The organism is Streptomyces sp. NPDC002896, from assembly GCF_040295225.1.
Classification (GTDB): Bacteria; Actinomycetota; Actinomycetes; order Streptomycetales; family Streptomycetaceae; genus Streptomyces.
In genome coordinates this window covers 450,959-473,811 of the sequence record NZ_JBEOVA010000006.1, presented here as the reverse complement: position 1 = coordinate 473,811, position 22,853 = coordinate 450,959, and the positions used below count along the sequence as shown (strand labels likewise).

Here is a 22,853-nt window from a genome sequence, read left to right as displayed (position 1 = left end):
GGCCCGGGGAAGGAGACGTATCCTCATCCGCCGCACCTCGCCCGTGCCACGTGGAACTCGGGGGACAGCACCTCTTTGGTCTTCGGCAGCACGATCCGGCCGTCGAAGTCGCAGAGGTAGAAGTTGAACCAGGAGCCGTAGGACGCCGTCCCGGTCAGCTTGTTGAGCTTGTTCGGCAGCCGCTTCAGGACGCCCTCCACGGTCTTCTCGTTCTTGTTCAGCGTTCCGGTGAGCTCGGTGAGCCCGGCGATGTCGTCCTTCAGCGGCGGCCGGGCGTCCTCGAGCAGGCCCGATGTGGCGCCCGTCAGATCGCCGATGCTGACCAGCGAGTCCCCGATGGGCTTGCGGTCGGCGGACAGCCCGGAGATCACCCGCCGCAGCTGCTTGAGCAGCCCCGAGAAGCGGGCGCCGCGCTTGTCGAGCGTCGCCAGTACGGTGTTGAGGTTGTCGATCACGGACCCGATCAGCTCGTCGCGGTCGGCGAGCGTCGTGGTGAGCGAGGCTGTGTGGGCGAGCAGGCTGTTGACCGTGCCGCCCTCGCCCTGCAGCGTCTTGATGATCTCTGTGGCGAGTTGGTTGACGTCGTTCGGACTGAGCGCGGCGAACAGCGGCTTGAAGCCGTTGAGCAGCGCGTTGAGGTCCAGCGCGGGCTGCGTCCGCGACAAGGGGATGGTGCCGCCGTGCCGAAGCCGCGTGCCGTCGCCCGCGCCCTCGGTCAGCGCGATGTAGCGCTGCCCGACGAGGTTGCGGTAGCGGATGACCGCACCGGTGCTGGCGAACAGCGGTCGGTCCGCGCTGACCGTGAACGTGACCTCGGCCAGCGTCCGGTCCTTGATCCGGATGTCCTCGACCTCGCCGACCCGCACCCCGGCCACGCGTATGTCGTCGCCCTTCTCCAGGCTGGTGACGTCGCTGAACACCGCCCGGTACGTGTCCTCGGGCGTGAACGAGACATGGACGATGGTGGCGGCGAGCAGTGCCGTCGCCAGCAGCGTCACCACCGCGAACAGGCTGAACTTGACCAGCGGCGCCGCGGTGTCCCTGGCTCCCCTGCCCCTCATACGACTCATGCGACGCTCACCGCCGTTCCGCGGGCCATCGGCCCGAACAGCAGCGTGGCGACCGGCGGCACCTCGTCGGCCGGCACACCCATGACGGGCGCGACGAGCGAGCCGATGGCCCGCTGTTCCGCCTCGGTGCTGGACACGTTGAGCCCTCCGGGCAGCGCCCCGCTGTCCGAACTCCCGGACTTCGTACCGTCGTTGAGTTTCGGTTTCCCCGCGGGCACCTGCGGGTGGGGCAGGCCCCTGCAGTTCGGGCCCGATCGCTCTGCATAGCGTGGTTCCTCGCCGGGTTCGTACGGAGACTGCTGGCGGACGACTTCGAGCGTGATGTGCATCTCGCCGCCCCTGTACGTCTCGTCCGCTGCCTTGTCCTGCCGCACCAGGCCCTCGAGGAGGCAGGGGTACTCGGGTGAGTACCGGGCGAAGAGCTCAAGCGTGGGGCGGGAGACCCGGCCGAGGGTGATCAGCCGGTCGCCGTTCTCGCCGAGGAAGTCGTCCGCGGTGCCCGCGACCGTGGCGGTCGTGGCGAGCGCGGCCGCCAGCTGGTCCTGCTTCTCGACGACGGTGCGGCTGGTGGTGACGGTGTTGCGGAGGATCCTCATCAGGTCGGGCGCCGCGTCGGCGTACACCTCGGCGACATCCGCGAACCGGGAGATGTCCTCCCGTATCGACGGCATGTGCGGGTTGAGGCGGTGCAGATAGCGCTCGACGCGGGTGAGGTTGTCGCCGATCCGGTCGCCGCGGCCCTCGAGGGCGTCGGCGAACGCGGACAGCGTGGCGTTGAGCTTGCCGGGCTGCACGGCGCGCAGCAGCGGCAGCAGATCGTTCAGCAGCTGCTGCACTTCCATGCCGACCCTGGTGCGGTCCTGGGTGATGACGTCCCCGGCACGGATTGCCCGGCCCGAGGAGCCGCGCGGCACCACCAGGTCGACGTACTTCTCGCCGAACAGCGTCTTCGGAAGCAGTCGCGCCTGCACGTCGGCCGGGATCTGCGCGATCTGCTCCGGCTTGAGTGCGATGTCGAGCGTCGCCTTCTCGCCGTCGGCCCGCACCGAGCGCACCTCGCCGACCAGCAGCCCGCGCAGCTTGACGTCGGCGCGCGGGTCCAGCTGGTTGCCGAGCGTGTCGGCCTCCAGTGTGATCCGAACGGCCGGGGTGAACACCTGCTGGTAGGTGGCCACGGACAAGCCGAGGAGCAGCGCGATGACGGCGATGAAGACGATCCCGTACAGGCGCAGTCTCGCCCTATGAGTGACGATCCGCATCGGCCCTACCCCGCAATCCGTACGGTCGTGTTGGCGCCCCAGATCGCCAGCGAGAGGAAGAAGTCCAGGACGTTGATCGCGACGATGGAGGTCCGCACCGCACGGCCCACCGCGACGCCGACGCCTGCCGGGCCGCCGCTCGCGTAGTAGCCGTAGTAGCAGTGCACCAGGATGATCACGACGGCGAAAACGATCACCTTGCCGAAGGACCAGAGCACGTCGACGGGCGGCAGGTACTGCTGGAAGTAGTGGTCGTAGGTGCCCGCCGACTGCCCGTAGTAGCCGGTGGTGATGGTCCGGGCGGCGAAGTACGAGGAGAGCAGCCCGATCACGTACAGCGGGATGACCGCGACGAAACCGGCGATCATCCGCGTCGTCACCAGGAACGGCAGCGAGGGGACGCCCATCACCTCGAGCGCGTCGGTCTCCTCGCTGATCCGCATCGCGCCGAGCTGGGCCGTGAATCCGGCACCGACGGTCGCGGACAGCGCGAGCCCGGCCACCAGCGGGGCGATCTCACGGGTGTTGAAGTACGCCGACAGGAACGCCACGAAGTTCGAGGTGCCGAGCTGGTTGAGCGCCGCGTAGCCCTGCAGGCCAACCTCGGTGCCGGTGAAGAAGGACAGGAAGGCGATGACACCGACCGTCCCGCCGACCACGGCGAGCGCGCCACGGCCGAAGCTCACCTCGGCCAGCAGACGCAGGATCTCCTTCTTGTAGCGGCGCAGGGTGCGGCCGGTCCAGGCCAGCGAGCGCCCATAGAACGACAGTTGGGTGCCCAGCTCCTCCAGGGAGCGGAGCGGGCGCCCGACGAAACGGTTGAGCAGCGCCATGCCTCAGCCCCTCTGCGGAACGATCTGGAAGTACACGGCGGTCATCACGAAGTTCGTCACGAACAGCAACATGAAGGTGATCACCACCGACTGGTTCACGGCGTCGCCCACGCCCTTCGGGCCGCCCTTCGCGGTCAGCCCCTTGTACGAGGCGACGATCGCGGCGATCGCGCCGAACACCAGTGCCTTGAGCTCGGCCGCCCAGAGGTCGGAGAGCTGGGCGAGGGTGGTGAAGGACGCCAGATACGCGCCGGGCGTGCCGTTCTGCAGGATCACGTTGAAGAAGTAGCCGCCCGCGACGCCCACGACCGACACCAGGCCGTTCAGCAGCACGGCCACCACCATCGACGCAAGCACCCGCGGCACCACGAGCCGGTGGATCGGGTCGATGCCCAGCACCTGCATCGCGTCGATCTCCTCGCGGATCTTCCGCGCCCCCAGGTCCGCGCAGATCGCTGTGCCGCCCGCGCCCGCGATCAGCAGCGCCGTGACGATCGGCGATGCCTCCCGCAGTACGGCGAGCACGGAGGCGGCGCCCGAGAACGACTGTGCCCCCAGCTGCCGCGTCAGGCTGCCGATCTGCAGCGCGATGACCGCGCCGAAGGGGATGGAGACCAGGGCCGTCGGCAGGATCGTTACGCTCGCGATGAACCACGCCTGCTGGATGAATTCCCGTACCTGGAACGGCCGCCGGGGAATCGTCCGGACGACGTCCAGCGCCATCGCGAACAGGTTGCCGGACTGCCGGAGCGCTCCGGTGGGCGACAGACTCATGCGCCCGCCACCGCCTTCCCTTGCAGCGCGGCCTCGCGCCTTGCGATCGCCTCCCAGCGGGGCGGTCGGGTGATGCCCGGGCCCGGCAGCAGGCGGGGAGTCATCTCCTGAGGGCCGGGTGTCCGTGCGCTCCCGCCCTTGCCACGGGTGTCTGAGCTTTCGCCGAGCTGGGCCAGCTCCTGCTCGACCAGAGCGGCGTCCTTCTCCTCCGCCATGCCGATCGGCCCCTGCATCCGGCCGTTCAGGAACTGCCGTACGACCGGTTCGTCGCTGGTCAGCAGCTTCTCGCGGGGTCCGAACATCACCAGCTCGCGCCGGAACAACAGTCCGATGTTGTCCGGCACCTGGCGGGCAGAGGCGATGTCGTGCGTGACGATCAGGAAGGTCGCGTCGATCTGGGCGTTGAGATCGACGATGAGCTGGTTGAGATAGGCGACGCGCACCGGGTCGAGGCCGGAGTCCGGCTCGTCGAAGAGGATGATCTCCGGATCGAGCACCAGAGCCCGCGCCAGGCCGGCTCTTTTCCGCATACCACCGGATATCTCCCCCGGCAGCTTGTCCTCGGAGCCGATCAGCCCGACCATGTCCATCTTCTCGAGGACGATCCGCCGGATCTCGCTCTCGGACTTGCGGGTGTGCTCGCGCAGCGGAAAGGCGATGTTGTCGTAGAGGTTCATCGAGCCGAACAGCGCGCCGTCCTGGAACAGCACGCCGAACAGCTTCCGCACCTCGTACAGGTCGTGCTCGCGGAGCTTCGTGATGTCCCGGCCCGCGATATGGATCGAGCCCCGGTCCGGCTTGAGCAGCCCGACGAGCGTCTTGAGGAACACCGACTTGCCCGTACCCGAGGGGCCGAGCATCACCGATACCTCCCCGGCAGGCAGCGTCAGCGAGACGTCCTGCCAGATGACCTGGTGTCCGAAGGACTTGGTCAGCCCTTCCACACAGATCTCGACACCCATCCGGTCCACCCTTCAGCCCGTGGAGCAGCTCCGACATCTGCTCTACGGGGAGGGGAAGGGCGTCCGTCGCTCCGGTGACCGAATTTTTTTCCGGGTGGGATTCGGGTGGGAGTCGGTGGGGGATCGGTGGGGCCGACGGGCCCGCGCCCGGTCAGGACGGTGGCGGCACGTCAGCGCGTCAGCGCGTCCTGCGCACTGGGTGCGTCCACCAGCGCGGACGCATTCGGCGTCGCCGTGACGTCCGGGACCCCCGGCACGGAAGACGCTTCGGGCACGTCCGGAAGGTCCGGCACCTCCACCGCCCCGGGCACGGACGGGACCTGGGGCACCTCCGGGACCCCCGGGACCCCCGGCACATCCGGCACCCCGGGGGCCGACAGCGTCGGCAGCGGATCCACGGAGACCCCCGGCACGGGCGGAACGGACAGCCGCACCAATGCCCCGTCGCCCGGCGATGCCGTCCTCTCCGCGCCGCCGGCCGTCGGCGTCCCTGTGAGATCGCGCGCATCTGGCCCCGGCGTCCGGCCGCTCGCGTCCGTCCCCCTCACCTCGGTGATCTGCGCGGTGTCCGAGACGGACGGCCGCGGCGCCGTGCCGCCCCCGCCCCAGTCGTGCGCGTACGGGAGCACGAACCCGGCCACCACCAGGGTCGCCGCCGTCGAGGCCGCCGCAACCACCTGCACATGGCCGCCGGTCCGCGGCCGGCCGCGTCCGACCAGGAACAGGACGACACCCAGCGTGCCCGCCAGCGAGGCGCGCAGCGTCCGCCGGGCCCGGGCGAGCAGCGACTCGACCGTCCGGTAGCTCAGCCCCATCTTGACGGCGACCTGCCCGACGTCCAGGTCCTCGGACTTCAGCCAGATCGCCTCCGCCTGGCGCGCGGGCAGCTCATTGCTGCGGACGGCCAGCCACCTCGCCTCGGCCCGATCGCACACCGCCTCCTCGACGGGCACAGGACCGGGCGTGACCAGCGTGGGGCTGGTGCGCACCTCGGCCTCGCGGTTGACCTGCCGGTGGCGGTCGATGCACAGCCGCATCGTCACGGTCGTCAGCCAGGCCCCGAGCCGCTCGTCGTCGAGATCCGGCCGCTCCGCGGCACGCAGCATGGCCTCGTGCACGGCGTCCTCGGCGTCCTCCGGGCTGAGCGAACGGCGGCGGGCCACCTTGAGCAGCTGCTCGCGGTGGCTCCACATGCGCTGCCAGCGGTCCCACTCACCGGCCGGCTCTTCGGGCCCTTCACCCGCCCCGTCCGCAGCTGGATGCGTGTCCGTCGCCATGAGGGCCCCTTCGCGCTCACCCGCCGGTCGTTCTGTGCTTGCCCGGCGGGTGGCGACATTACCGCCCGGTATCGGCGGTTGTGGAGGGGGAGGCGTTCATCGAGTCCTTACCGTTGCTGGCCAGCGGCTCGGCGTCCGTCAGCACCCCGCCTCCGGGCAGCGTGAGGGTGGGCTCCGGAAGGGGCAGCGCAGGCTCCTCCGTCTCCTGTGCCGGGCGGGTCTTCGAGGGCGAGGGCGTGGGGGAGGGCGACGAGGGTGCGGGCGCGGGGGAGGACGGCGTGCCGGATGCACCGCCGGTGCCGGGCTCCGGCCGCGAGGACGTGTGCGAGCCCTTGGGGCGCTCCTTCTCCGACGCCTTCTTCTTCGGGCTCGCGTCGGACGCAGCGGGGTCGTCCGGCACCACCCGATGCCCTTCGAGGAAGTACGCGAACCACGCCTTGACCGTACGGAGATAGGCCCCGGAGTGGTTGTAGCCCAGGATCGCCCGGTCCAGGTCGCCCGGTTCGGAGAGGTCGCGTCCGCCCGCGCACAGATAACGGCCCGCGGCGAGTGCGGCGTCATAGATGTTGTGCGGGTCGGCGCGTCCGTCACCGTTGCCGTCCGCACCCCAGGCCGCCCAGGTCGACGGGATGAACTGCATCGGGCCGACCGCCCGGTCGTAGGCCGTGTCCCCGTCGTACGCGCCGCCGTCGCTGTCCCGGATGAGGGCGAAGCCGTCGCCGTCGAGACGCGGCCCGAGGATCGGTGCCCGCGTCGTACCGTCCTCGGTCACGCGGCCGCCGCGTGCCTGCCCGGACTCCACCTGGCCGACGGCGGCGAGTAGTTGCCATCGCAGACTGCAACCGGGCGCGGTGCGCGCGAGCTCCGACTCCGCATGCCGGTACGCGGCGAAAACAGTCGCCGGCAGCGCGCCGCCGACCGCGGCGGAGTCCCCCGCGGAGGAGCTGTCGGCCGACGGCCCCTCCGCCGAAGACGTGCCCGATCGCGCCCGCAGCGGCGGGAGTTCGGCGCGGAACGGCGTGTCCCCGGAGACGCTCGGACCGTGTTCCGCCGTGCTCTTTGGGGCGGCCGCCGAAGCCCGTGCCACCGCCCCTGGTGCCTGGGACGCGGTCAGCACGGCCATGGCGGCCGCCGCGATCGCCGTTCCCCTCGCCCCTCTTCCGGTCCCTCTTCGTGTGCGTCCTGCCATGGCGCAGCAGCCCTCCCTGTCGCGCGTTCGCCGCACCGCAGATGAGAGACGGCACGGCTTCCTCATCTGCTCTACGGAGACGAGGGGCAGGTCCGTCGTTCGAGTTGTCACGACAACGGCCTTGCGCACGGCGCACGTTCGCGATCGCTAGGCGACTTGCGTCGGCCACAACATGTGCAACTGACTTTGTCCATGCGCGTAGACGCGGCCTGATCTGCTGCAGTACGGTCCAGCACGGCACAGCGCGATGCAATTTTTCTTGTATCGCGCTCTGTCATGTACCTGACATCAGAAAAGGGACTCAGAACCAGGGCACAACAGGGCGCTTTACCTCACTCCAGGAGCTTTCATGAAGCTGTTCCGCAGACCGGCGTCGGTCCTCGCGGCCCTGCTCGTCGCGTTCATCAGTGTTCTGATGGGCGCTCAGCAGGCCGCGGCCGCAGCCCCCGCGTATGTCGCGCTGGGCGACAGCTACTCGTCAGGAACCGGAGCCGGCGACTACGGCGACAGTGGTGACTGCAAGCGCAGCGCCAACTCGTATCCCTCGCTGTGGGCCGCCGCCAACAGCCCCTCGTCCTTCTCGTTCACCGCGTGTTCCGGAGCCACCACCACGACCGTGATCAGCGGACAGCTCTCGCCGCTGAGTACCGGTACGGGACTGATCAGCGTCAGCGCCGGCGGCAACGACGTGGGCTTCGCCGACGTCATGACCACCTGCATCCTCGAGGGTGAGGACAGCTGCCTGTCGGCCGTCGCGACCGCCCGGTCCCAGATGTCCAGCCTGCTGCCCGGCAGGCTCAACACCCTGTACTCGACCATCAAGACCAGGGCGCCGAACGCCCGTGTCGTCGTCATGGGTTATCCGCGTCTCTACATGCTCAACGGCACCTGCATCGTCGGGCTGCGGGAAAGTGAGCGCGCGGCCCTCAACGCCGCGTCGGACCAGCTGAACTCCGTGATCTCGGCCCGCGCCGCAGCATACGGCTTCACCTTCGGTGACGTCCGGACCACCTTCACCGGGCACGAGATCTGCTCGGGCGACGAATGGCTCCACAGCCTGACCGTCCCTGTCGGCAACTCGTACCACCCCAACAAGAACGGCCAGGCCCTCGGCTATCTGCCGGTCTTCAAGGGCAAGGTGTGACCCGGCGGCTCCTGCACCACCGCTGAGAGCCGCACCTGGCCTCTCCAGCCGGGCGGTACGTGCCGTGGGTCGCGTACCGCCCTCCGGCGGCTGATCGCCTCGGGAGCGTCCGACCTCGGAGGGTTCCGTCGGAGCAGTCCGCTGAGGTCGGTCTCGGAGCGGCCGGGGCGCACGGAGCAGGTCGCAGCGGATGCCATTGGGGCACAGCGCGATTGAAAGTGAATCCCTGCCGCACGGTTGTGACCCGGCTAAACGCACTCTGACCTGGGCTGACCTGCGAATCAGCCCGCGCTCTTTCGCGTTGCTTCGCAGCGTTTTCCGGGGGCGTGTGCCCTCGGTGTGCCCGCGGACATGGGCCTCGATCTTCTCCAGCAGGTCACGCATCGACGGCTGGTCGGTGTCACGTCGACACGCACACCTGGACCGCATTGAGAAGAAAGCTGGTAATTGTCCGTATTTGGTAATCCGCAGTGTGTGCGCAGATGTTTACGGCGGTTAGCAGAGAAGATTCCCTTTGTCGGTGAATGGCCGACAGTTCCGCATCGTGATCGGCGAGGATCTCGCCGCATCCTGTAAGGAAGGGAACCACTCATGTCGCACAGCAAGCGCATCGCCGCTGCGGTGCTTGTGGCCGGCGCGATCCTCGGCGCCGGCGCACTTCCCGCCTCCGCCACCGACCGTGACCACGACCGAGACCGCGGCCGCCACTATGGCCAGCAGTACGGCCACCACTACCGCCATCAGTTCGGTCACCACTACGGTTACGGCCACCGCCACCACGGCCAGGACCGTGGATGGTTCTGGGGCTACCGCAACTGGCGTTAAGCGGTCGCGCCGTGAGGCGCGCCTCACTGGGCCGGTCCGGGCCAGTGGCGAGACTCCGCGGACGTGAACGAGCGCCATCACGGACTCGATTCCGATTCGGCTGTCTGGCCACGCCATCACAAGCCGGGCCTGTGCCGGCCGTCGGTTTGAGACCAGAATGCCGTCACCGCGGCAAGTCGACACGCCCATCGGCCTGAGGGCACTCCTCAGGCCGATGGGCCTACTTGCTATGTGAAGGGGTGGCAGTGGGGTGGTTGCCGGTGACGGGGTGTCAGGTAGCGGTTATCAGTCGGTCAGCCACCGTGGCGGGTGGGTGCCAAGCGGAAGGTGCGGACGGCGCGGCGCCAGACAGTACGCCGAGCACGTACGGCAGGTCCTCGCCGCCGGCGCCGATCAGTACTCGCGCTCCGGGCACCGGTCCGCCCACGGCCTCGCACTCGGCAACAAGCGGGAACTGCGCCTCCTGCGCCCCGCCGGTACGCCGATAGTGGCTGAACCGCAGCTGCAGCGGGTCGTCCCGGTGCGGCGGCCGTACCCGGACCAGCCGCAGCGCCCCGGGGAAGGGCTGCACCCCGAAGGTGCCGGTACCCGTGGCCGGTCCGGGCACGGCAGCGAGTCCCTGCGGGCCCGTCCGCAGCCACCCCATCGACAGCGCCTCCCACGGGCCCGGCCCCCACACGGCACCCGGGAAGCGGCGCTCAGTCACCGGCGCGAAGGGCTCCACCCGGTCCAGCGCCGACAGCCTGCGCCGTACCCACCCGTGCGCCCAGCAGGCCATGCCCACCGCGCTCACCGCGCCCACGACACCCGCGGTCCACACCATCGTGCGGGGCGAGTGTTCCGCGAACAGCGCACCCAGGGCCCCGCCCAGCCCTGCCATGGTGAAGGTCACCCCCGGCGCCGTCGTCTGCCACTGCCAGTTCAACCGAGATGCACCCCCGCGCACGATCCGCCACAGCCCCGCCCACAGGGCCGCCGCGCCCAGTCCGGCGACGGCCGCCCCGAATGCGGCGGGCGGCGTGAACTCCCGGCCCGGGTAGTGCGCTGTGCGGATTGTCCGCTCTTCACCGCCCGCCGACACCTCCAGCAGCCGCACCGAATCGCGCCACCAGTACAGGGTCGCCTCTCCGCGCCCGTCGGCGGCTTCGATGACCTCCTCGTCTGCATAGTCGACGTGCAGCGTGAGGGCCAGCGTGCGCCCGTCGGACCGGCCGAACTCGAACAGGTAGCGGGGCCCGCTCTTGGTGATGCGCTTCCGTAGGACGTCGTCCACCGCCACTCGCTCCGCCCGCAGGCAGAAGGGCTCCTGGTACCGGTCCCCGCACACCTTCAGACTGCCTGTGTCTCGCCCATCGGCGTCGTGTATCTCCAAGCGCGGGAAGTCCCGGTCGTCGGCGCGTTCGCGCTCCGCGCTCTGCGCCAGCTGCCACGCCGTTCCGAGCAGCACGACGGCCAGCACAACCCGCACCGCTCCCCACACCACGTCATGCACCCGCCCGCGCACAAGCCCCACCTCCCTGCCCCGGCCGTCCCTCGCGCCGGTGCGGCAGGGCGGAAGTCTGCCATCAGGGGCATGTCGGAGGAATGCGAGGGAGAGGTGATGTGCCGGTTGACCCGCGGGTCAACCGGTGCGGGCGCCGCTGACTGGGGGGAGCGCGAGCCCGTCTTCCCCGTGGGCCAACCGCCAGTTCATCACGGTGCGCGAAGCGACACCCCGCTTCAACACCCTTCTATGAGCAGGTCTGGCGCCCCGCCGTCGAGGCGGCCGGGGTGCCCAACGGCACCGGACCGCATGCCCTGCGGCATGCCTGCGCATCCCTGCTGATCGCCGGGGAGAGTCGGCTAAGGTCGTCTCGGAGCGGCTGGGGCATACCAACGCTGCGATGACGCTGAACGTCTACAGCCACCTCTCCCTGAGTCGGATGAGCGCACGAGGGTGGCTGTGGACCGGGCGTTCGCCGCGCTGAGCGGAGAATGTGCCCTGGATGTGCCCTCTCGGCCGGAGGGTTGAGAGAACGCGCAGGTCACAGCGGATGCCATGGGGGCACAGTGCGATTGAAAGTGGAGTTCACGACCGAGCCCTTCGATCTGGACGAGACGCCGCAGCACGCCCTGGTGGCGCGCGAGGTCGTCGAGGCGGCCGAACTGGATGCCGTGGACGTCGGACCGTTCGGCAACACGGCGGAGGGCGGCGTGGACGTCGTCCTGACCGCGGTCGACGCCCTGCTGCGCAAGACCCTGGACGCGGGCGCCACCCGGGTCTCCCTGCAGATCAATGTGATCGGGGAGGGCGATCGGTGACCGGTATCGGAGACGACCCCTTCATCGCGGCGGTCAAGCCGCTCGTGGACGCGATGGGCGGCGAGATGCTCCCGCCGGACCAGGCGGGCGACGACGACGTCGTCCTCACCTGGGAGGGCCGCGACATCGTCGCCGTACGGCTGCCGCAGCTCGCCGATTCGCTCGACCACATCCTTGCCGCCCTTGAACGCAAGCACGGCAAACCGCTCGCCGAGCTCGACCGCAAGGAGAAGCAGCAGGTCGTGAAGGCGCTGGAGGGCCGGGGCGCGTTCTCCGTGCGGCACGGCGTCGAGACGGTGGCGAGCGCGCTCGGGGTGAGCCGCTTCACCGTCTACAACTACCTGAATCGAGAGAACGCCGCCCAGCGCCAGTAAGCGGCCTTGATCAGCCTCGGCCGACGCCGGGCCTCACTGAATTCAACAAACTGTTGACAGGGTTCCGGTGAGGGTATTGGGTTATGCCAGCCCGTCCCTCATCAAGGCCACGGAGGCAACCCGTGACGTCGAGTCCGACGACACCTGGTCCGGAGACGGACGGCCTGGCCCGGTTCAACGCCCTGCCGGAGGCTGAGGCCGCCGCCGTCCTCCACGAGATGTGCGCCTCCTCGGCATGGGGCATCGCGCTGCTCGCGCGGCGCCCCTTCGCCACCGCGGACGATCTCCTCGCCGCGAGCGACGCGGCCATGGCCGGGCTCACGACCGCGGACCTGGAGGAGGCGATGGCGGGCCACCCGCCCATCGGCCGCCCCAAGCCGGGCGATCCGGCCTCCTCGCGCGAACAGCGGGGCGTGGCCGGAGCCTCCGACGACCTCAAGGCGGAGATGCTCGAACTGAACCTGGCGTACCAGGAGAGGTTCGGCCACGTCTTCCTGATCTGCGCCACGGGCCTGACCGGCGAGCAGATGCGGGACGCGGTGAAGACCCGGATCGGCAACGCGCCCCAGCAGGAGCGCGACATCGTCCGCACCGAACTGGGCAAGATCAACCGCATCCGGCTGAACCGACTCCTCGAAGAGGGCACGGCATGAGCACCGACACCACCGCCTCGGTGTCCACGCACATCCTGGACACCAGCATCGGCCGCCCCGCAGCAGGCGTCGCCGTCCACCTCGCGGCCCGCGTCGGCCGGGACGCGGACTGGCGGGCGCTCGGCGGCTCCGCGACCGACGCGGACGGGCGATGCAGGGACCTCCCGGCGCCGCCCGAGGGCACGACCCACGTACGGCTCGACTTCGCTGTCGAACCGTACTTCGAGAAGAAGCAAGCCGAGGCGCAGCAGGACGCCCCCGCGAATCGGGACAGCGGACCTGGGGTGTTCTTCCCGGAGGTGGCGATCACGTTCGCCGTCGTGCCGGGTGAGCACTACCACGTACCGCTGCTGCTCAACCCGTACGGCTACTCCGTATACCGAGGGAGCTAGCGATGCCCATCCTGGGACAGAACCAGTACGGCAAGGCAGAGAGCCGTGTCGTACGCATCACGCGGGACGGCGCCACCCACCACATCAAGGACCTCAACGTCTCGGTGTCGCTGAGTGGTGACATGGACGAGGTCCACTACTCCGGTTCGAACGCCAACGTCCTGCCGACGGACACCACCAAGAACACGGTGTACGCGTTCGCCAAGGAGTACGGCATCGAGTCCGCCGAGCAGTTCGGCATCCACCTCGCCCGTCACTTCGTGACGAGTCAGGAGCCGATCCACCAGGCCCGGATCCGCATCGAGGAGTACGCCTGGGAGCGGATCGAGCATGCCGGGGAGGGCGCGCACTCCTTCGTCCGCAAGGGCCAGGAGACCCGTCTCGCCCAGATCACCTTCGACGGCGAGCGGTGGGAGGTCGTCTCCGGCCTGAAGGATCTGACCGTGATGAACTCGACGGACTCCGAGTTCTGGGGCTACGTCAAGGACAAGTACACGACGCTCCCGGAGGCGTACGACCGCATCCTCGCCACCGAGGTCTCCGCCCGCTGGCGGTTCAACTGGACCGGCGACGAGGAGACGGCACCTGACTGGGACACGTCGTACGGGCAGGTCAAGAAGCACATGCTGGAGGCGTTCGCGGAGACGTACTCGCTGTCGCTGCAGCAGACCCTCTACCAGATGGGCGCGCGGATCATCGACAACCGCGGCGAGATCGACGAGGTCCGCTTCTCCCTCCCGAACAAGCACCACTTCCTCGTCGATCTCAAGCCGTTCGGCCTGAAGAACGACAACGAGGTGTACTTCGCCGCCGACCGCCCCTACGGCCTCATCGAGGCGACCATCCTGCGGGACGGGTGCGAGGCGCACATCCCGGTGGACCTCACCAACCTCTAGACCAACCTCTAGGCCCCAGGAGCCCTGCCGTGGCAGCTTCGCACCACGCCGAACGCGTCGCACCCGTCGAGCGCATGGTCATCGAGAACTGCGCCGTCGCGACCGTCGACGCGGACGACACCGAGTACGCCTCCGGCCACGTCGTCGTGGCCGGCGACACGATCGAGTCGGTGGGCCCGGGCAAGGCCCCGGAGGACCTGCAGAACGTGGTCCGCCGCATCGACGGCACCGGCCACCTGGTCACCCCGGGCCTGGTCAACACGCACCACCACTTCTACCAGTGGATCACCCGCGGCCTGGCCACCGACCACAACCTCTTCAACTGGCTCGTCGCGCTCTACCCGACCTGGGCGCGCATCGACGAGCAGATGGTGTACGCCGCCGCGCAGGGGTCCCTGGCCATCATGGCCCGCGGCGGCGTCACCACCGCCGTGGACCACCACTACGTCTACCCGCGCGGCGCGGGCGACCTCTCCGGCGCGATCATCCGGGCCGCCTCCGAGACGGGCGTCCGCTTCACGCTGGCGCGCGGCTCCATGGACCGCGGCGAGTCGGACGGCGGACTGCCGCCGGACTTCGCGGTCGAGACGCTCGAGGGCGCGCTGGCCGCGACCGAGGAGACAGTCGACCGGTACCACGACGCGTCGTTCGGCGCGATGACGCAGATCGCCATCGCCCCGTGCTCGCCCTTCTCCGTCACCACCGAACTCCTCGGCCAAGGCGCCGAGTTGGCCCGCCGCAAGGGCGTACGCCTGCACACCCACGGCAGCGAGACGGTGGAGGAGGAGAAGTTCTGCCACGAGCTGTTCGGCATGGGCCCCACCGACTACTTCGAGTCGACCGGCTGGCTCGGCGAGGACGTGTGGATGGCGCACTGCGTCCACATGAACGACTCGGACATCGCCGCCTTCGCCCACACGCGGACGGGGGTCGCCCACTGCCCGTCGTCCAACGCCCGCCTCGGCGCAGGCATCGCCCGTGTGCCCGACATGCTGGCGGCCGGCGTCCCGGTCGGTCTGGGCGTGGACGGCACCGCGTCCAACGAGTCCGGCGAGCTCCACACCGAACTGCGCAACGCCTTGCTGATCAACCGCCTCGGTCCGCATAGGGAAGCCGCCCTGAACGCGCGCCAGGCGCTGCGCCTCGGGACGTACGGAGGCGCCCAGGTCCTGGGCCGGGCGGCCGAGATCGGCTCCCTGGAGCCGGGCAAGCTCGCCGACCTGGTGCTCTGGAAGCTCGACACGCTCGCCCACGCGTCGATCGCCGACCCGGTGACAGCCCTCGTCTTCGGCGCCGCGGCCCCGGTCACACTCTCCCTCGTCGGCGGCCGTCCGGTCGCCGAGAACGGCCGCCTTCTCCACGTCGACGAGGACGCCATCGCCCGCTCCACGCGGGCCGAGGCACAGCGCCTCGCGCGGATATCAGCGGAGGGGTGATCCGGCGGCCTGCCGAGCGCCCTGGCGCTCACCCGCAAGATGACGGGCTCAGTCGGGCTGGGTGCCTCGGCGGGTTTGGGCCAGCCATTCCGACGCCGGCTCGGCGTCGCCGTATTCGTCGTGCCAGTTCCACCATTCGTACGGCGCGGTCTGGGGATAGCCCTCGGGCGAGTCCTCCCATGTCTCCTGCCGCCCGAGCGCTGTCATGTCGAGGTAGCTCCAGGTGCTCCCCAATGCCTCGTCACCGCGGGCGTTGATGAAGTAGGTGCGGAACACGCTTTCGCCATCGCGGATGAACGCGTTCGTGCCGTGCCACTCGTCCACACCGAAGTCGGTGTCGAAATCGTCGGTGATCGTGTACCAGGGCATCGTCCAGCCCATCCGCGCCTTCACACGCTCGATGTCCGGCTGTGGCGCGCGTGAGGCGAAGACGAGAGTGGTGTCGCGGGCGTTCAAATGGGCGAGGTGGCCAATGTGGTCAGCCACCATGGAGCAGCCACGGCAGGCGTGGTCGGGCCAGCCGTAGACGCCGGGCTCGAAGAAGGCGCGGTAGACGATCAGCTGACGGCGCCCCTCGAACAGGTCAAGGAGACTCGCCTTGCCCTCGGGTCCGTCGAACTCGTACTCCTTCTCCACTGCCAGCCACGGCATCAGCCGACGCTTGGCGGCCAGTGCGTCACGGGCGTGGGTCAGCTGCTTCTCTTCCGCGAGCAGCTGCTGGCGCGCAGCCTCCCACTCCTGCAGCGAAACGATCGAGGGTGTCTTCATGGTGACGTTCACTTTCTGGTTCGGCCTGGTGGGGTCCACGGCCGCGTCCGTGTACGGGGAGCGCACACGGACGCGTGCGCTCCCCGTACACGCCCGGGCGCTCTCCGGGCGTCCTCTCCGGCTTGCCGAAGGTCACCGCCCCTGCGCCTCCGCAGGCCCGCTGAACTGCACGATGTCGTCGGACGCCACGTCGTGCAGCCGGACGGCGAGATCCTCCAGGGCGCGGCTGGCGGCCAGCTCGTCGCCGATCTCCGCCATCGGCCGGTCGATGGGATTCCGCCTGGCCATGCCGGTACCGGTGACCTCGTGTGTCTCGGGGGTGTCGAGCACGGCGCGAGCGCGCGTGTTGTCGCCCTCCTCGGTGATGTAGAGCTTTACGTTCCACTGCTTGGATTCCATCGTGATCACCTCTGTACGGGGGCGGGGCCCCGGGCGTGTCCTCGCCTCTGCGGCCTCGTACTCCCAGCGTGCGCCGGACGGCGCGACCGGGCCAGAGATGACGGGGTCGGCCGCCGGACCTCCTGGCCGTCGCGCCGGAAGGCGCCCCCGCGGACCCGCCGAAATTCGCTGGCCTCACCCGCCGGACCCCGGCACAGTGACCGCATGACGACGTCCGACGCCACGTTCCTGCCCGGCCTCGAGCTGTCGCGGATCCTGTACGAGGAGGCGGTGCGGCCCATCCTGGCCGAGGCGTGTCCCGGCCTGCGGTACGCCGCTGCCCGGATCGGTACCGGCTCGGAGGTACTCGGCTTCGACACGGCACGGTCGGCGGACCACGAGTGGGGCCCGCGGCTGCAGCTGTTCCTGGCACCCGAGGACGCCGCGGCAGGCGCCGCCGCCGTCCACCGCCTTCTCGCGGAGCGGCTCCCGAAGCACGTACGCGGCTGGCCCACGCACTTCCGCCGCCGGGACGACGATCAGCTGGACCCCGTGTCGGGCCACATGGCACCCACGGACGGCCCGGTCGACCACCGGGTCGAGGTGGACGACACCCGCGGCTGGCTGACCGCGCAGCTCGGCGTCGACCCGCTGGCCGGCGAACCGACCGCCCGCGACTGGCTGGTGATGCCGCAGCAGAAGCTCGCCGAGGTTACGTTCGGCGCGGTGTACCACGACGGGCTCGGCACGCTCACGGCCGCGCGGAAGCGTCTGGAGTGGTACCCGGACCAGGTGTGGCGGTATCTGCTGGCCTGCCAGTGGCAGAGGCTCTCGCAGGAGGAGGCGTTCGTCGGGCGCTGCGCGGAGGTCGGGGACGAGCTCGGCTCGGCGGTGGTCGCCGCCCGGCTCGTACGCGACCTGATGCGGCTGTGCCTGCTGCTGGAGCGCAGATACGCGCCGTACAGCAAGTGGCTGGGCAGCGCGTTCGCGCAGCTGCCCGTTGTCGACGCCCTTGCCCCCTCTCTGCGCGGCGCCCTGGCGGCGACGGACTACCCGGAGCGGGAACGCCATCTGTGCGACGCGTACGAGACGGTCGCCGCGCTGCAGAACGCGACCGGGCTCGCACGGCCGGTGGCTCCGGAGCGCCGCCGCTACCATTCGCGGCCCTTTCTCGTCCTGCACGCCGAACGGTTCGCCCAGGCACTCGCGGACACCGTCACCGACCCGGACCTGCGGTCCCTGCCGCTGACCGGCGGAGTGGACCAGTGGGCCGACAACACGGACTTCATCGGCCGGCAGGGCCCGATCCGTGCGGCGGCGAACGCCCTTGCGTGACGCGGCCGCCGTCAGAGACCCAGCTCCTCGGGGCGGGCGGCCAGCGCCCTGAAGTACTCGCGCGGATCCCGCACCAGGCGGCGCTCCCTGAGGTCCAGCAGCCCGCCGACCGACACCACTTCGGCGGCCGTCGTGCCGTCCGTCGTCCGGATCGTCTGCTCGACGCGGAGGGTCTTGCCCTCGCCCCAGAGGAACGAGCAGCTCACGTCGACCTCATCACCCGCGCGCAGCTCGCGCAGGTAGCGGATGGTCGTCTCCAGCGTGACCGCCCCCATGCCCTTCTCCAGCATGTCGCTCTGCCGGATGCCCGCGTGCTGCAGCAGCGACCAGCGGGCGTGCTCCGCGTACTGCAGGTACACGCTCTGGTTCAGGTGGCCCTGGGCGTCGGTTTCGTATCCGCGCACGACGACGCGCACGGAGAACGGGTCTGTCACGGCTTCCCTTTCGGCGGCTGAGCGCTTGCTTACCAATCTTTTTGTACCGTACAGCCGCCCTGAATGTGAGCCGTTCCCGTAGCGGGGGCCGGCTGTCCGGCCCTTACACCCGCCGCGGTGACGCCAGCAGATACCGGGCGCCCGTGCGCGGTTCCGTGTACTCGCCGACCTGCCATCCGGCCTGCTCCAGCGCCGCCGCGCAGGCCCGGCGGCCGTCCGGGTCGGGATGGCGTACGGCGACCGCATCGGGCTGCGGGGTGCTGCTCACGCGATAGCCCTCGCCGTCCGGAGTCGCGGGCGGGCAGCTCGCCGCCTCCAGGGCCAGCGCGGCGGCCTGCACCAGATGTGCGCGCTCCCAGGCGCAGGGGCGGTCGGTCGCGCCGTCCGGATTGGTGATCCGGCGCATCTCGATCAGCCCCTGCCAGGCGCTGCGGACCTCGTGGACCCGGGTCGGCCCGCTGTCCTTGGGCGCCTCCTCGTCACCGACACGGGCGGCGAACACGCCCGGCGCCCGCTCCGGAGCCGGCTCCGGCTGTTCCGTCCGGTCCGGTGCCTCCGCCGGCTCGCGCAGCCGGTGGCCGGCGGGCGTCAGGAAGTGGTCGTGGGGCGGCCGCGGGTGCCGGAACGCGAGCCGCAGCCGCACCAGGCCCGCAAGCTGCGCCTCCGTCCCCTGGACACGGCCGGTCACGGGATCGGCGGCCTGAATGATGCGCCGCTGCACGGCGGTCGGCGGTCGGGCCACGGCCACCACCTCCCTCACATCCCCGGGGCCCACCCCGGCCCCGGGACTCCGGCTGCCAGGTGCTCCCCCTCGGCTTCTGCAGCCTACGACTGAGGTCTGACATTCCAGGCGGCCACGACAGGGCGCCCATGCTCCGTGCTCAGCCGGCACAGCGCGCCCGTCGCGATCTGGAACAGGGCGCCACCGGACGGCGGCAGCCCGAGCCGCCGGGCGGTCAGCACCCGCAGATAGTGGGAGTGGGCCACCAGGGCGACATTGCCCTCGCACTGGGCGAGGGCCGCGTCCACCTTGGCGAGCATCCGGTCGGCCCGCGCACCGATCTGCTCGGGACTCTCGCCCGGATGCTCGTCCGGGCCGGGCACGACCCCGTCGGTGAAGAGAAACCAGTCGGGACGGCTGCCGTGGATCTCGTGGGTCGTCATGCCCTCGTAGCCGCCGTAGTCCCACTCGCACAGATCCGGATCGATGTGCGTCTCGTCCAGCCCCGCGAGCTCAGCCGTCTCCCGGGCCCGTTTCATCGGGCTCACGAACACGGTCTCGATCCGGTACGAGGCCAGCAGCGGCCCCAGCCGGCGGGCCTGCTCCCTGCCGTTCTCGGTGAGGGGGATGTCCGTCCAGCTGGTGTGCTGCCCCGAGCGCGACCACTCGGTCTCCCCATGGCGGACAAGGAGCAGGTCACCCATGTTCGCGATCCTGTTCTGTCGGTACGAGCCGGGGCGGCGCTCGACGTGCAGCGTGCGGCGCCCGGCCGATCATCACCGAGGCTACTGCCGGTATCCGCTCAGGAAGCGTCCGATGCGGCTGATCGCCGCGTCCAGGTCGTCGGCGTACGGCAGGGTCAGGATGCGGAAGTGGTCCGGGCGCGGCCAGTTGAAGCCCGTGCCCTGGACGACCTGGATCTTCTCGCGCAGCAGCAGGTCCAGGACGAACTTCTCGTCGTCGTGGATGGGATGGACCTTCGGGTCCAGGCGGGGGAAGGCGTAGAGCGCGCCCTTCGGTTTGACGCAGGAGACGCCGGGGATCTCGTTGAGCTTCTCCCAGGCGCGGTTGCGCTGTTCGTGGAGCCGGCCGCCGGGCGCGGTCAGCTCGTGGATGGACTGGCGGCCGCCGAGCGCGGCCTGGATGGCGTACTGGGCCGGGGCGTTGGGACACAGCCGCATCGACGCGAGCATGGTGAGGCCCTCGAGATAGTCCCGGGCGTGCTGCCGCGGGCCCGATACGACGAGCCAGCCCGAGCGGAAACCCGCCACGCGGTACGTCTTCGACAGGCCGCTGAAGGTGAGGACCACCAGGTCGGGGGCGAGGGCGGCGGCCGAGTGGTGCACGGCGTCGTCGTAGACGATCTGGTCGTAGATCTCGTCCGCGAAGACCATGAGGCCGTGGCGGCGGGCGAGGTCGAGGATGCCCTCGATGATCTCCTTCGGGTAGACCGCGCCGGTCGGGTTGTTGGGGTTGATGATCACGACGGCCTTGGTGCGGTCGGTGATCTTCGAGGCCATGTCGTCGAGGTCCGGGTACCAGTCGGCGGACTCGTCGCAGATGTAGTGGACCGCCTTGCCGCCCGCGAGCGTGGTGACCGCCGTCCAGAGCGGGAAGTCGGGGGCCGGGATGAGGACCTCGTCGCCGTCCTCGAGGAGCGCCTGGACGGCCATCGACACCAGCTCGGACACGCCGTTGCCCAGGAACACGTCGTCGACGCCGACCTCGAGGCCGAGCGCCTGGTAGCGCTGGGCCACGGCGCGCCGGGCGGAGAGGATGCCGCGCGAGTCGGTGTAGCCGTGCGCCTGGGGCAGCATCCGGATCATGTCCTGGACGATCTCCTCCGGCGCCTCGAAGCCGAAGACCGCGGGGTTGCCGGTGTTGAGGCGCAGCACGCTGTGCCCGGCCTCCTCCAGCGCGTTGGCGTGCTCGATCACCGGGCCCCGGATCTCGTAACAGACCTCGCTGAGCTTGCTCGACTGCCGGAACTCCATGCGCTGCCGCCCCTCTGGTTCGTGTACTGCTTGGTTTTACCAAGTGGGTGCTTGGAAAGTCCAACAACATGTCTAGACTGCGTCGCATGTCACCGCGCCGAAGCTACGACCAGTACTGTCCCGCCGCCCGGGCCCTCGACGCCCTCGGCGACCGGTGGACCCTTCTGATCGTCCGGGAACTCCTGGCCGGTCCGCGCCGCTACACCGACCTGCACGCGGACCTGCCCGGAGTCAGCACCGACGTACTGGCGTCCCGCCTGCGGGACATGGAGCGCGACGGACTGACGACGCGCCGCCGACTGCCTCCGCCCGGCGCGGCGTATGTGTACGAACTCACCGAGCGCGGGAGCGATTTGCTCCCCGTCCTGCAGGCTCTCGGCGAGTGGGGCGCGCCCGCGCTGGAGGAACGCCGGCCCACCGACGCGGTGCGGGCCCACTGGTTCGCGCTGCCTCTGCTGCGGTGCCTGGAGGAGGCCGCCGTGGGCGAGGGTGTCATCCAAGTGCGGCTGGACGAGGGGGAGTTCCACGTACGCGTGGGGGACGCGGCCGAAGGTCGTGCGGTCTACGGCGACGGTCCCGCGCCGGAGGGGTCCGATGCCCGCATCTCGCTGGATGCGGAGACGTGCACGGCGCTGAGCAGGGGGGCGTTGCGACTGCGGGACGCGGTGCGGGATGGGCGTATCGATGTGACGGGTGAGGGGACGCTCGCGAAGGCGTTGCGGGGCTGATCAGCGCGTCCGGCGTTCGAGGACGAGCCAATTCCAGCCCGTCCGGCGCTTGAGGACGAGCCCGTTAGGGCGATAGGGGGGTCTGGGGGCGAAGCCTCCAGCGGGGTCCAGGGGCTGGCCCTTGGTTACGGGAAGGGGCGGGGTGGGGGAAAGGCCAAGGCCCGCCGCCCTGCCACCCGGGCAGCGCGACGGGCCTCCGCGAGGCGGAAGCGGTGGAGGCTCAGACGCCCGGAGGTACTCGGGCGGGCCGGCCCGACCCCCGCGTCAGCGAGTACCCGCCCACACCCGCGAGCGCGGCCAGCACACCCCCGGCCGCGGTCCACAGCCAGCGGTCGGACCACCAGCCGGAGGCCCAGCCGTCCTCGGGTTCGCCGACGGCCAGTTCGACATCCGACGTACCGGACTTCGCGTCGTCGCCGTCCTCGGAGGCCGTGGCGATCCCCGGAACCAGGGGCTTCGCCAGCGCCCCGTCCACCGCCGCCGACCCGCCGACGTCCTTGGACGTCACCTCGACGGCCGCCTCGACCGGCAGACCCAGATCCGAGGCCTGGAGCCCGACGACCGTCAGCCGTACGTAGTACGTGCCCGGCAGCGGGTCATTGGCCCACGGCTCCGACCAGGCGCGGACGGTCCGTAGCGTGCAGGACAGATCGACGGAGCCCGCGTCCTGGCTCGCCGTACGCGTCTGCGCGCCGTACTGGCACGCCTGGCGGCGCCTCAGTCCGTCGTACACGTCGAGCTGCCAGGTGGAGGCGCCTTGCCGGGTCGCGGACTCCGGCAGCTTGACCGTGGCCTTGACGGTCGGGCGCTGTCCGGCGTCCGCCGGGACCGACCAGTACAGGTAGTCGCCCGTGGAGCCGTCGGCCGTCGCCCGCTGCCCCTGCCGGATCTCCGTCGCCGTACGGAACGAGGTTCCCGCCTGGGTGGGTGCCGCGTCGCCGTCGTCCGTGCTTGCGGTCGCCGACGGCGACGCGTCGGCGAGAGCCGGAACGGCCGTACCGAAGAGAGCGGCCGCGCCGAGCAGACCGGCCGCCAGCACACGCGTCACACCCTTCAGGCTGCCCGCAGAGGCCAGTTGGTCCCGACGCATCAGATCGTCCGTACGCGTCA

25 protein-coding genes are annotated in these 22,853 nt (G+C 70.2%); 10 read left to right on the top strand and 15 right to left on the bottom strand.

Annotation, left to right across the window (positions count from 1 at the left end; translation table 11 throughout):
- Positions 1-23: 23 nt before the first annotated feature.
- From ABT009_RS13745 to ABT009_RS13715, 7 genes are all read right to left on the bottom strand, one after another.
- The gene (locus ABT009_RS13745) at positions 24-1,061 is read right to left on the bottom strand and encodes an MCE family protein (protein ID WP_351293004.1); all 1,038 of its coding nucleotides are present in this window, start codon (positions 1,059-1,061) and stop codon (positions 24-26) included.
- Between the two features lie 5 nt (positions 1,062-1,066).
- Positions 1,067-2,329 (bottom strand): MCE family protein, encoded by a 1,263-nt coding sequence (locus tag ABT009_RS13740; RefSeq protein ID WP_351292917.1) that lies wholly within the window; start codon positions 2,327-2,329, stop codon positions 1,067-1,069.
- A gap of 5 nt (positions 2,330-2,334) precedes the next feature.
- Positions 2,335-3,162, bottom strand: a complete 828-nt coding sequence (locus ABT009_RS13735; protein ID WP_351292915.1) for an MlaE family ABC transporter permease — start codon at positions 3,160-3,162, stop codon at positions 2,335-2,337.
- A 3-nt stretch (positions 3,163-3,165) separates the two neighbouring features.
- Positions 3,166-3,936, bottom strand: a complete 771-nt coding sequence (locus ABT009_RS13730) for an MlaE family ABC transporter permease (RefSeq protein ID WP_351292913.1) — start codon at positions 3,934-3,936, stop codon at positions 3,166-3,168.
- On the bottom strand, positions 3,933-4,898 hold the full coding sequence (locus ABT009_RS13725; RefSeq protein ID WP_351292911.1) for an ABC transporter ATP-binding protein: 966 nt from the start codon (positions 4,896-4,898) through the stop codon (positions 3,933-3,935). The genes ABT009_RS13730 and ABT009_RS13725 overlap by 4 nt, the downstream gene beginning before the upstream one ends.
- 170 nt (positions 4,899-5,068) lie before the next feature.
- Positions 5,069-6,175: a sigma-70 family RNA polymerase sigma factor gene (locus tag ABT009_RS13720; protein ID WP_351292909.1), complete on the bottom strand. Its 1,107-nt coding sequence runs from the start codon at positions 6,173-6,175 to the stop codon at positions 5,069-5,071.
- Between the two features lie 58 nt (positions 6,176-6,233).
- A complete protein-coding gene (locus ABT009_RS13715) occupies positions 6,234-7,364 on the bottom strand; it encodes a lytic transglycosylase domain-containing protein (protein ID WP_351292907.1) in 1,131 nt (376 codons plus the stop codon).
- A 349-nt stretch (positions 7,365-7,713) separates the two neighbouring features.
- On the opposite strand from ABT009_RS13715, the gene ABT009_RS13710 reads away from it, so the two are divergent.
- Together ABT009_RS13710 and ABT009_RS13705 are read left to right on the top strand one after the other, a co-directional pair.
- A complete protein-coding gene (locus tag ABT009_RS13710) occupies positions 7,714-8,508 on the top strand; it encodes an SGNH/GDSL hydrolase family protein (protein ID WP_351292905.1) in 795 nt (264 codons plus the stop codon).
- Positions 8,509-9,099: 591 nt separating this feature from the next.
- Complete coding sequence (locus ABT009_RS13705; RefSeq protein WP_351292903.1) at positions 9,100-9,333, top strand: hypothetical protein; 234 nt, start codon at positions 9,100-9,102, stop codon at positions 9,331-9,333.
- 271 nt (positions 9,334-9,604) lie between these two features.
- On the opposite strand, the gene ABT009_RS13700 is transcribed toward ABT009_RS13705, so the two are convergent.
- A complete protein-coding gene (locus tag ABT009_RS13700; protein WP_351292901.1) occupies positions 9,605-10,837 on the bottom strand; it encodes a protein-tyrosine phosphatase family protein in 1,233 nt (410 codons plus the stop codon).
- A gap of 545 nt (positions 10,838-11,382) precedes the next feature.
- Between ABT009_RS13700 and ABT009_RS13690 the strand changes: the two genes are divergently transcribed.
- The 6 genes from ABT009_RS13690 to ABT009_RS13665 all read left to right on the top strand — a co-directional run bounded on the left by ABT009_RS13690 (position 11,383) and on the right by ABT009_RS13665 (position 15,385).
- Complete coding sequence (locus ABT009_RS13690; RefSeq protein WP_351292899.1) at positions 11,383-11,634, top strand: YkoF family thiamine-binding protein; 252 nt, start codon at positions 11,383-11,385, stop codon at positions 11,632-11,634.
- The gene (locus ABT009_RS13685) at positions 11,631-12,008 is read left to right on the top strand and encodes a helix-turn-helix domain-containing protein (protein ID WP_351292897.1); all 378 of its coding nucleotides are present in this window, start codon (positions 11,631-11,633) and stop codon (positions 12,006-12,008) included. The genes ABT009_RS13690 and ABT009_RS13685 overlap by 4 nt, the downstream gene beginning before the upstream one ends.
- A gap of 83 nt (positions 12,009-12,091) precedes the next feature.
- Positions 12,092-12,661 (top strand): 2-oxo-4-hydroxy-4-carboxy-5-ureidoimidazoline decarboxylase, encoded by a 570-nt coding sequence (uraD, locus tag ABT009_RS13680; protein ID WP_502989863.1) that lies wholly within the window; start codon positions 12,092-12,094, stop codon positions 12,659-12,661.
- Positions 12,658-13,053, top strand: coding sequence for a hydroxyisourate hydrolase (gene uraH / locus ABT009_RS13675; RefSeq protein WP_351292893.1), 396 nt, complete (start codon positions 12,658-12,660; stop codon positions 13,051-13,053). Before uraD ends, uraH begins: the two co-directional genes overlap by 4 nt.
- 2 nt (positions 13,054-13,055) lie before the next feature.
- Positions 13,056-13,949, top strand: a complete 894-nt coding sequence (pucL, locus tag ABT009_RS13670) for a factor-independent urate hydroxylase (RefSeq protein WP_351292891.1) — start codon at positions 13,056-13,058, stop codon at positions 13,947-13,949.
- Between the two features lie 74 nt (positions 13,950-14,023).
- Positions 14,024-15,385 carry an 8-oxoguanine deaminase gene (locus ABT009_RS13665; RefSeq protein WP_351293002.1) on the top strand — a complete coding sequence of 454 codons (1,362 nt, stop codon included), beginning with the start codon at positions 14,024-14,026 and terminating at the stop codon, positions 15,383-15,385.
- Between the two features lie 48 nt (positions 15,386-15,433).
- Here the strand turns inward: ABT009_RS13665 and ABT009_RS13660 are convergent, their stop codons facing one another.
- Both ABT009_RS13660 and ABT009_RS13655 read right to left on the bottom strand, forming a co-directional pair.
- On the bottom strand, positions 15,434-16,153 hold the full coding sequence (locus tag ABT009_RS13660; RefSeq protein ID WP_351292889.1) for a DUF899 domain-containing protein: 720 nt from the start codon (positions 16,151-16,153) through the stop codon (positions 15,434-15,436).
- A 132-nt stretch (positions 16,154-16,285) separates the two neighbouring features.
- A complete protein-coding gene (locus ABT009_RS13655; protein WP_351292887.1) occupies positions 16,286-16,552 on the bottom strand; it encodes a DUF1876 domain-containing protein in 267 nt (88 codons plus the stop codon).
- 204 nt (positions 16,553-16,756) lie between these two features.
- Between ABT009_RS13655 and ABT009_RS13650 the strand changes: the two genes are divergently transcribed.
- Complete coding sequence (locus ABT009_RS13650) at positions 16,757-17,866, top strand: DUF4037 domain-containing protein (RefSeq protein WP_351292885.1); 1,110 nt, start codon at positions 16,757-16,759, stop codon at positions 17,864-17,866.
- A gap of 11 nt (positions 17,867-17,877) precedes the next feature.
- Here ABT009_RS13650 and ABT009_RS13645 read toward each other — a convergent pair whose 3' ends face one another.
- The 4 genes from ABT009_RS13645 to ABT009_RS13630 all read right to left on the bottom strand — a co-directional run bounded on the left by ABT009_RS13645 (position 17,878) and on the right by ABT009_RS13630 (position 21,015).
- On the bottom strand, positions 17,878-18,300 hold the full coding sequence (locus tag ABT009_RS13645; RefSeq protein WP_351292883.1) for an acyl-CoA thioesterase: 423 nt from the start codon (positions 18,298-18,300) through the stop codon (positions 17,878-17,880).
- 103 nt (positions 18,301-18,403) lie between these two features.
- Positions 18,404-19,042, bottom strand: coding sequence for a hypothetical protein (locus ABT009_RS13640; RefSeq protein ID WP_351292882.1), 639 nt, complete (start codon positions 19,040-19,042; stop codon positions 18,404-18,406).
- A gap of 83 nt (positions 19,043-19,125) precedes the next feature.
- Positions 19,126-19,725, bottom strand: a complete 600-nt coding sequence (locus ABT009_RS13635; protein WP_351292880.1) for a histidine phosphatase family protein — start codon at positions 19,723-19,725, stop codon at positions 19,126-19,128.
- Between the two features lie 81 nt (positions 19,726-19,806).
- Positions 19,807-21,015 (bottom strand): pyridoxal phosphate-dependent aminotransferase, encoded by a 1,209-nt coding sequence (locus ABT009_RS13630; RefSeq protein WP_351292878.1) that lies wholly within the window; start codon positions 21,013-21,015, stop codon positions 19,807-19,809.
- An 86-nt stretch (positions 21,016-21,101) separates the two neighbouring features.
- On the opposite strand from ABT009_RS13630, the gene ABT009_RS13625 reads away from it, so the two are divergent.
- Complete coding sequence (locus ABT009_RS13625) at positions 21,102-21,743, top strand: winged helix-turn-helix transcriptional regulator (protein WP_351292876.1); 642 nt, start codon at positions 21,102-21,104, stop codon at positions 21,741-21,743.
- A gap of 220 nt (positions 21,744-21,963) precedes the next feature.
- Here ABT009_RS13625 and ABT009_RS13620 read toward each other — a convergent pair whose 3' ends face one another.
- Positions 21,964-22,833, bottom strand: coding sequence for a hypothetical protein (locus tag ABT009_RS13620; protein WP_351293000.1), 870 nt, complete (start codon positions 22,831-22,833; stop codon positions 21,964-21,966).
- Between the last annotated feature and the right edge of the window lie 20 nt (positions 22,834-22,853).

Bases quoted from the DNA above. Each gene is read 5' to 3' on its own strand.
- uraD (WP_502989863.1), top strand. From the start codon at position 12,092: ATGCCAGCCCGTCCCTCATCAAGGCCACGGAGGCAACCCGTGACGTCG.
- ABT009_RS13720 (WP_351292909.1), bottom strand. From the start codon at position 6,175: ATGGCGACGGACACGCATCCAGCTGCGGACGGGGCGGGTGAAGGGCCC.
- ABT009_RS13740 (WP_351292917.1), bottom strand. From the start codon at position 2,329: ATGCGGATCGTCACTCATAGGGCGAGACTGCGCCTGTACGGGATCGTC.
- uraH (WP_351292893.1), top strand. From the start codon at position 12,658: ATGAGCACCGACACCACCGCCTCGGTGTCCACGCACATCCTGGACACC.
- ABT009_RS13620 (WP_351293000.1), bottom strand. From the start codon at position 22,833: ATGCGTCGGGACCAACTGGCCTCTGCGGGCAGCCTGAAGGGTGTGACG.
- ABT009_RS13745 (WP_351293004.1), bottom strand. From the start codon at position 1,061: ATGAGGGGCAGGGGAGCCAGGGACACCGCGGCGCCGCTGGTCAAGTTC.
- ABT009_RS13710 (WP_351292905.1), top strand. From the start codon at position 7,714: ATGAAGCTGTTCCGCAGACCGGCGTCGGTCCTCGCGGCCCTGCTCGTC.
- ABT009_RS13625 (WP_351292876.1), top strand. From the start codon at position 21,102: ATGTCACCGCGCCGAAGCTACGACCAGTACTGTCCCGCCGCCCGGGCC.
- ABT009_RS13735 (WP_351292915.1), bottom strand. From the start codon at position 3,162: ATGGCGCTGCTCAACCGTTTCGTCGGGCGCCCGCTCCGCTCCCTGGAG.
- ABT009_RS13655 (WP_351292887.1), bottom strand. From the start codon at position 16,552: ATGGAATCCAAGCAGTGGAACGTAAAGCTCTACATCACCGAGGAGGGC.
- ABT009_RS13715 (WP_351292907.1), bottom strand. From the start codon at position 7,364: ATGGCAGGACGCACACGAAGAGGGACCGGAAGAGGGGCGAGGGGAACG.
- ABT009_RS13665 (WP_351293002.1), top strand. From the start codon at position 14,024: ATGGTCATCGAGAACTGCGCCGTCGCGACCGTCGACGCGGACGACACC.
- ABT009_RS13635 (WP_351292880.1), bottom strand. From the start codon at position 19,725: ATGGGTGACCTGCTCCTTGTCCGCCATGGGGAGACCGAGTGGTCGCGC.
- ABT009_RS13705 (WP_351292903.1), top strand. From the start codon at position 9,100: ATGTCGCACAGCAAGCGCATCGCCGCTGCGGTGCTTGTGGCCGGCGCG.
- ABT009_RS13730 (WP_351292913.1), bottom strand. From the start codon at position 3,936: ATGAGTCTGTCGCCCACCGGAGCGCTCCGGCAGTCCGGCAACCTGTTC.
- ABT009_RS13725 (WP_351292911.1), bottom strand. From the start codon at position 4,898: ATGGGTGTCGAGATCTGTGTGGAAGGGCTGACCAAGTCCTTCGGACAC.
- pucL (WP_351292891.1), top strand. From the start codon at position 13,056: ATGCCCATCCTGGGACAGAACCAGTACGGCAAGGCAGAGAGCCGTGTC.
- ABT009_RS13660 (WP_351292889.1), bottom strand. From the start codon at position 16,153: ATGAAGACACCCTCGATCGTTTCGCTGCAGGAGTGGGAGGCTGCGCGC.
- ABT009_RS13650 (WP_351292885.1), top strand. From the start codon at position 16,757: ATGACGACGTCCGACGCCACGTTCCTGCCCGGCCTCGAGCTGTCGCGG.
- ABT009_RS13630 (WP_351292878.1), bottom strand. From the start codon at position 21,015: ATGGAGTTCCGGCAGTCGAGCAAGCTCAGCGAGGTCTGTTACGAGATC.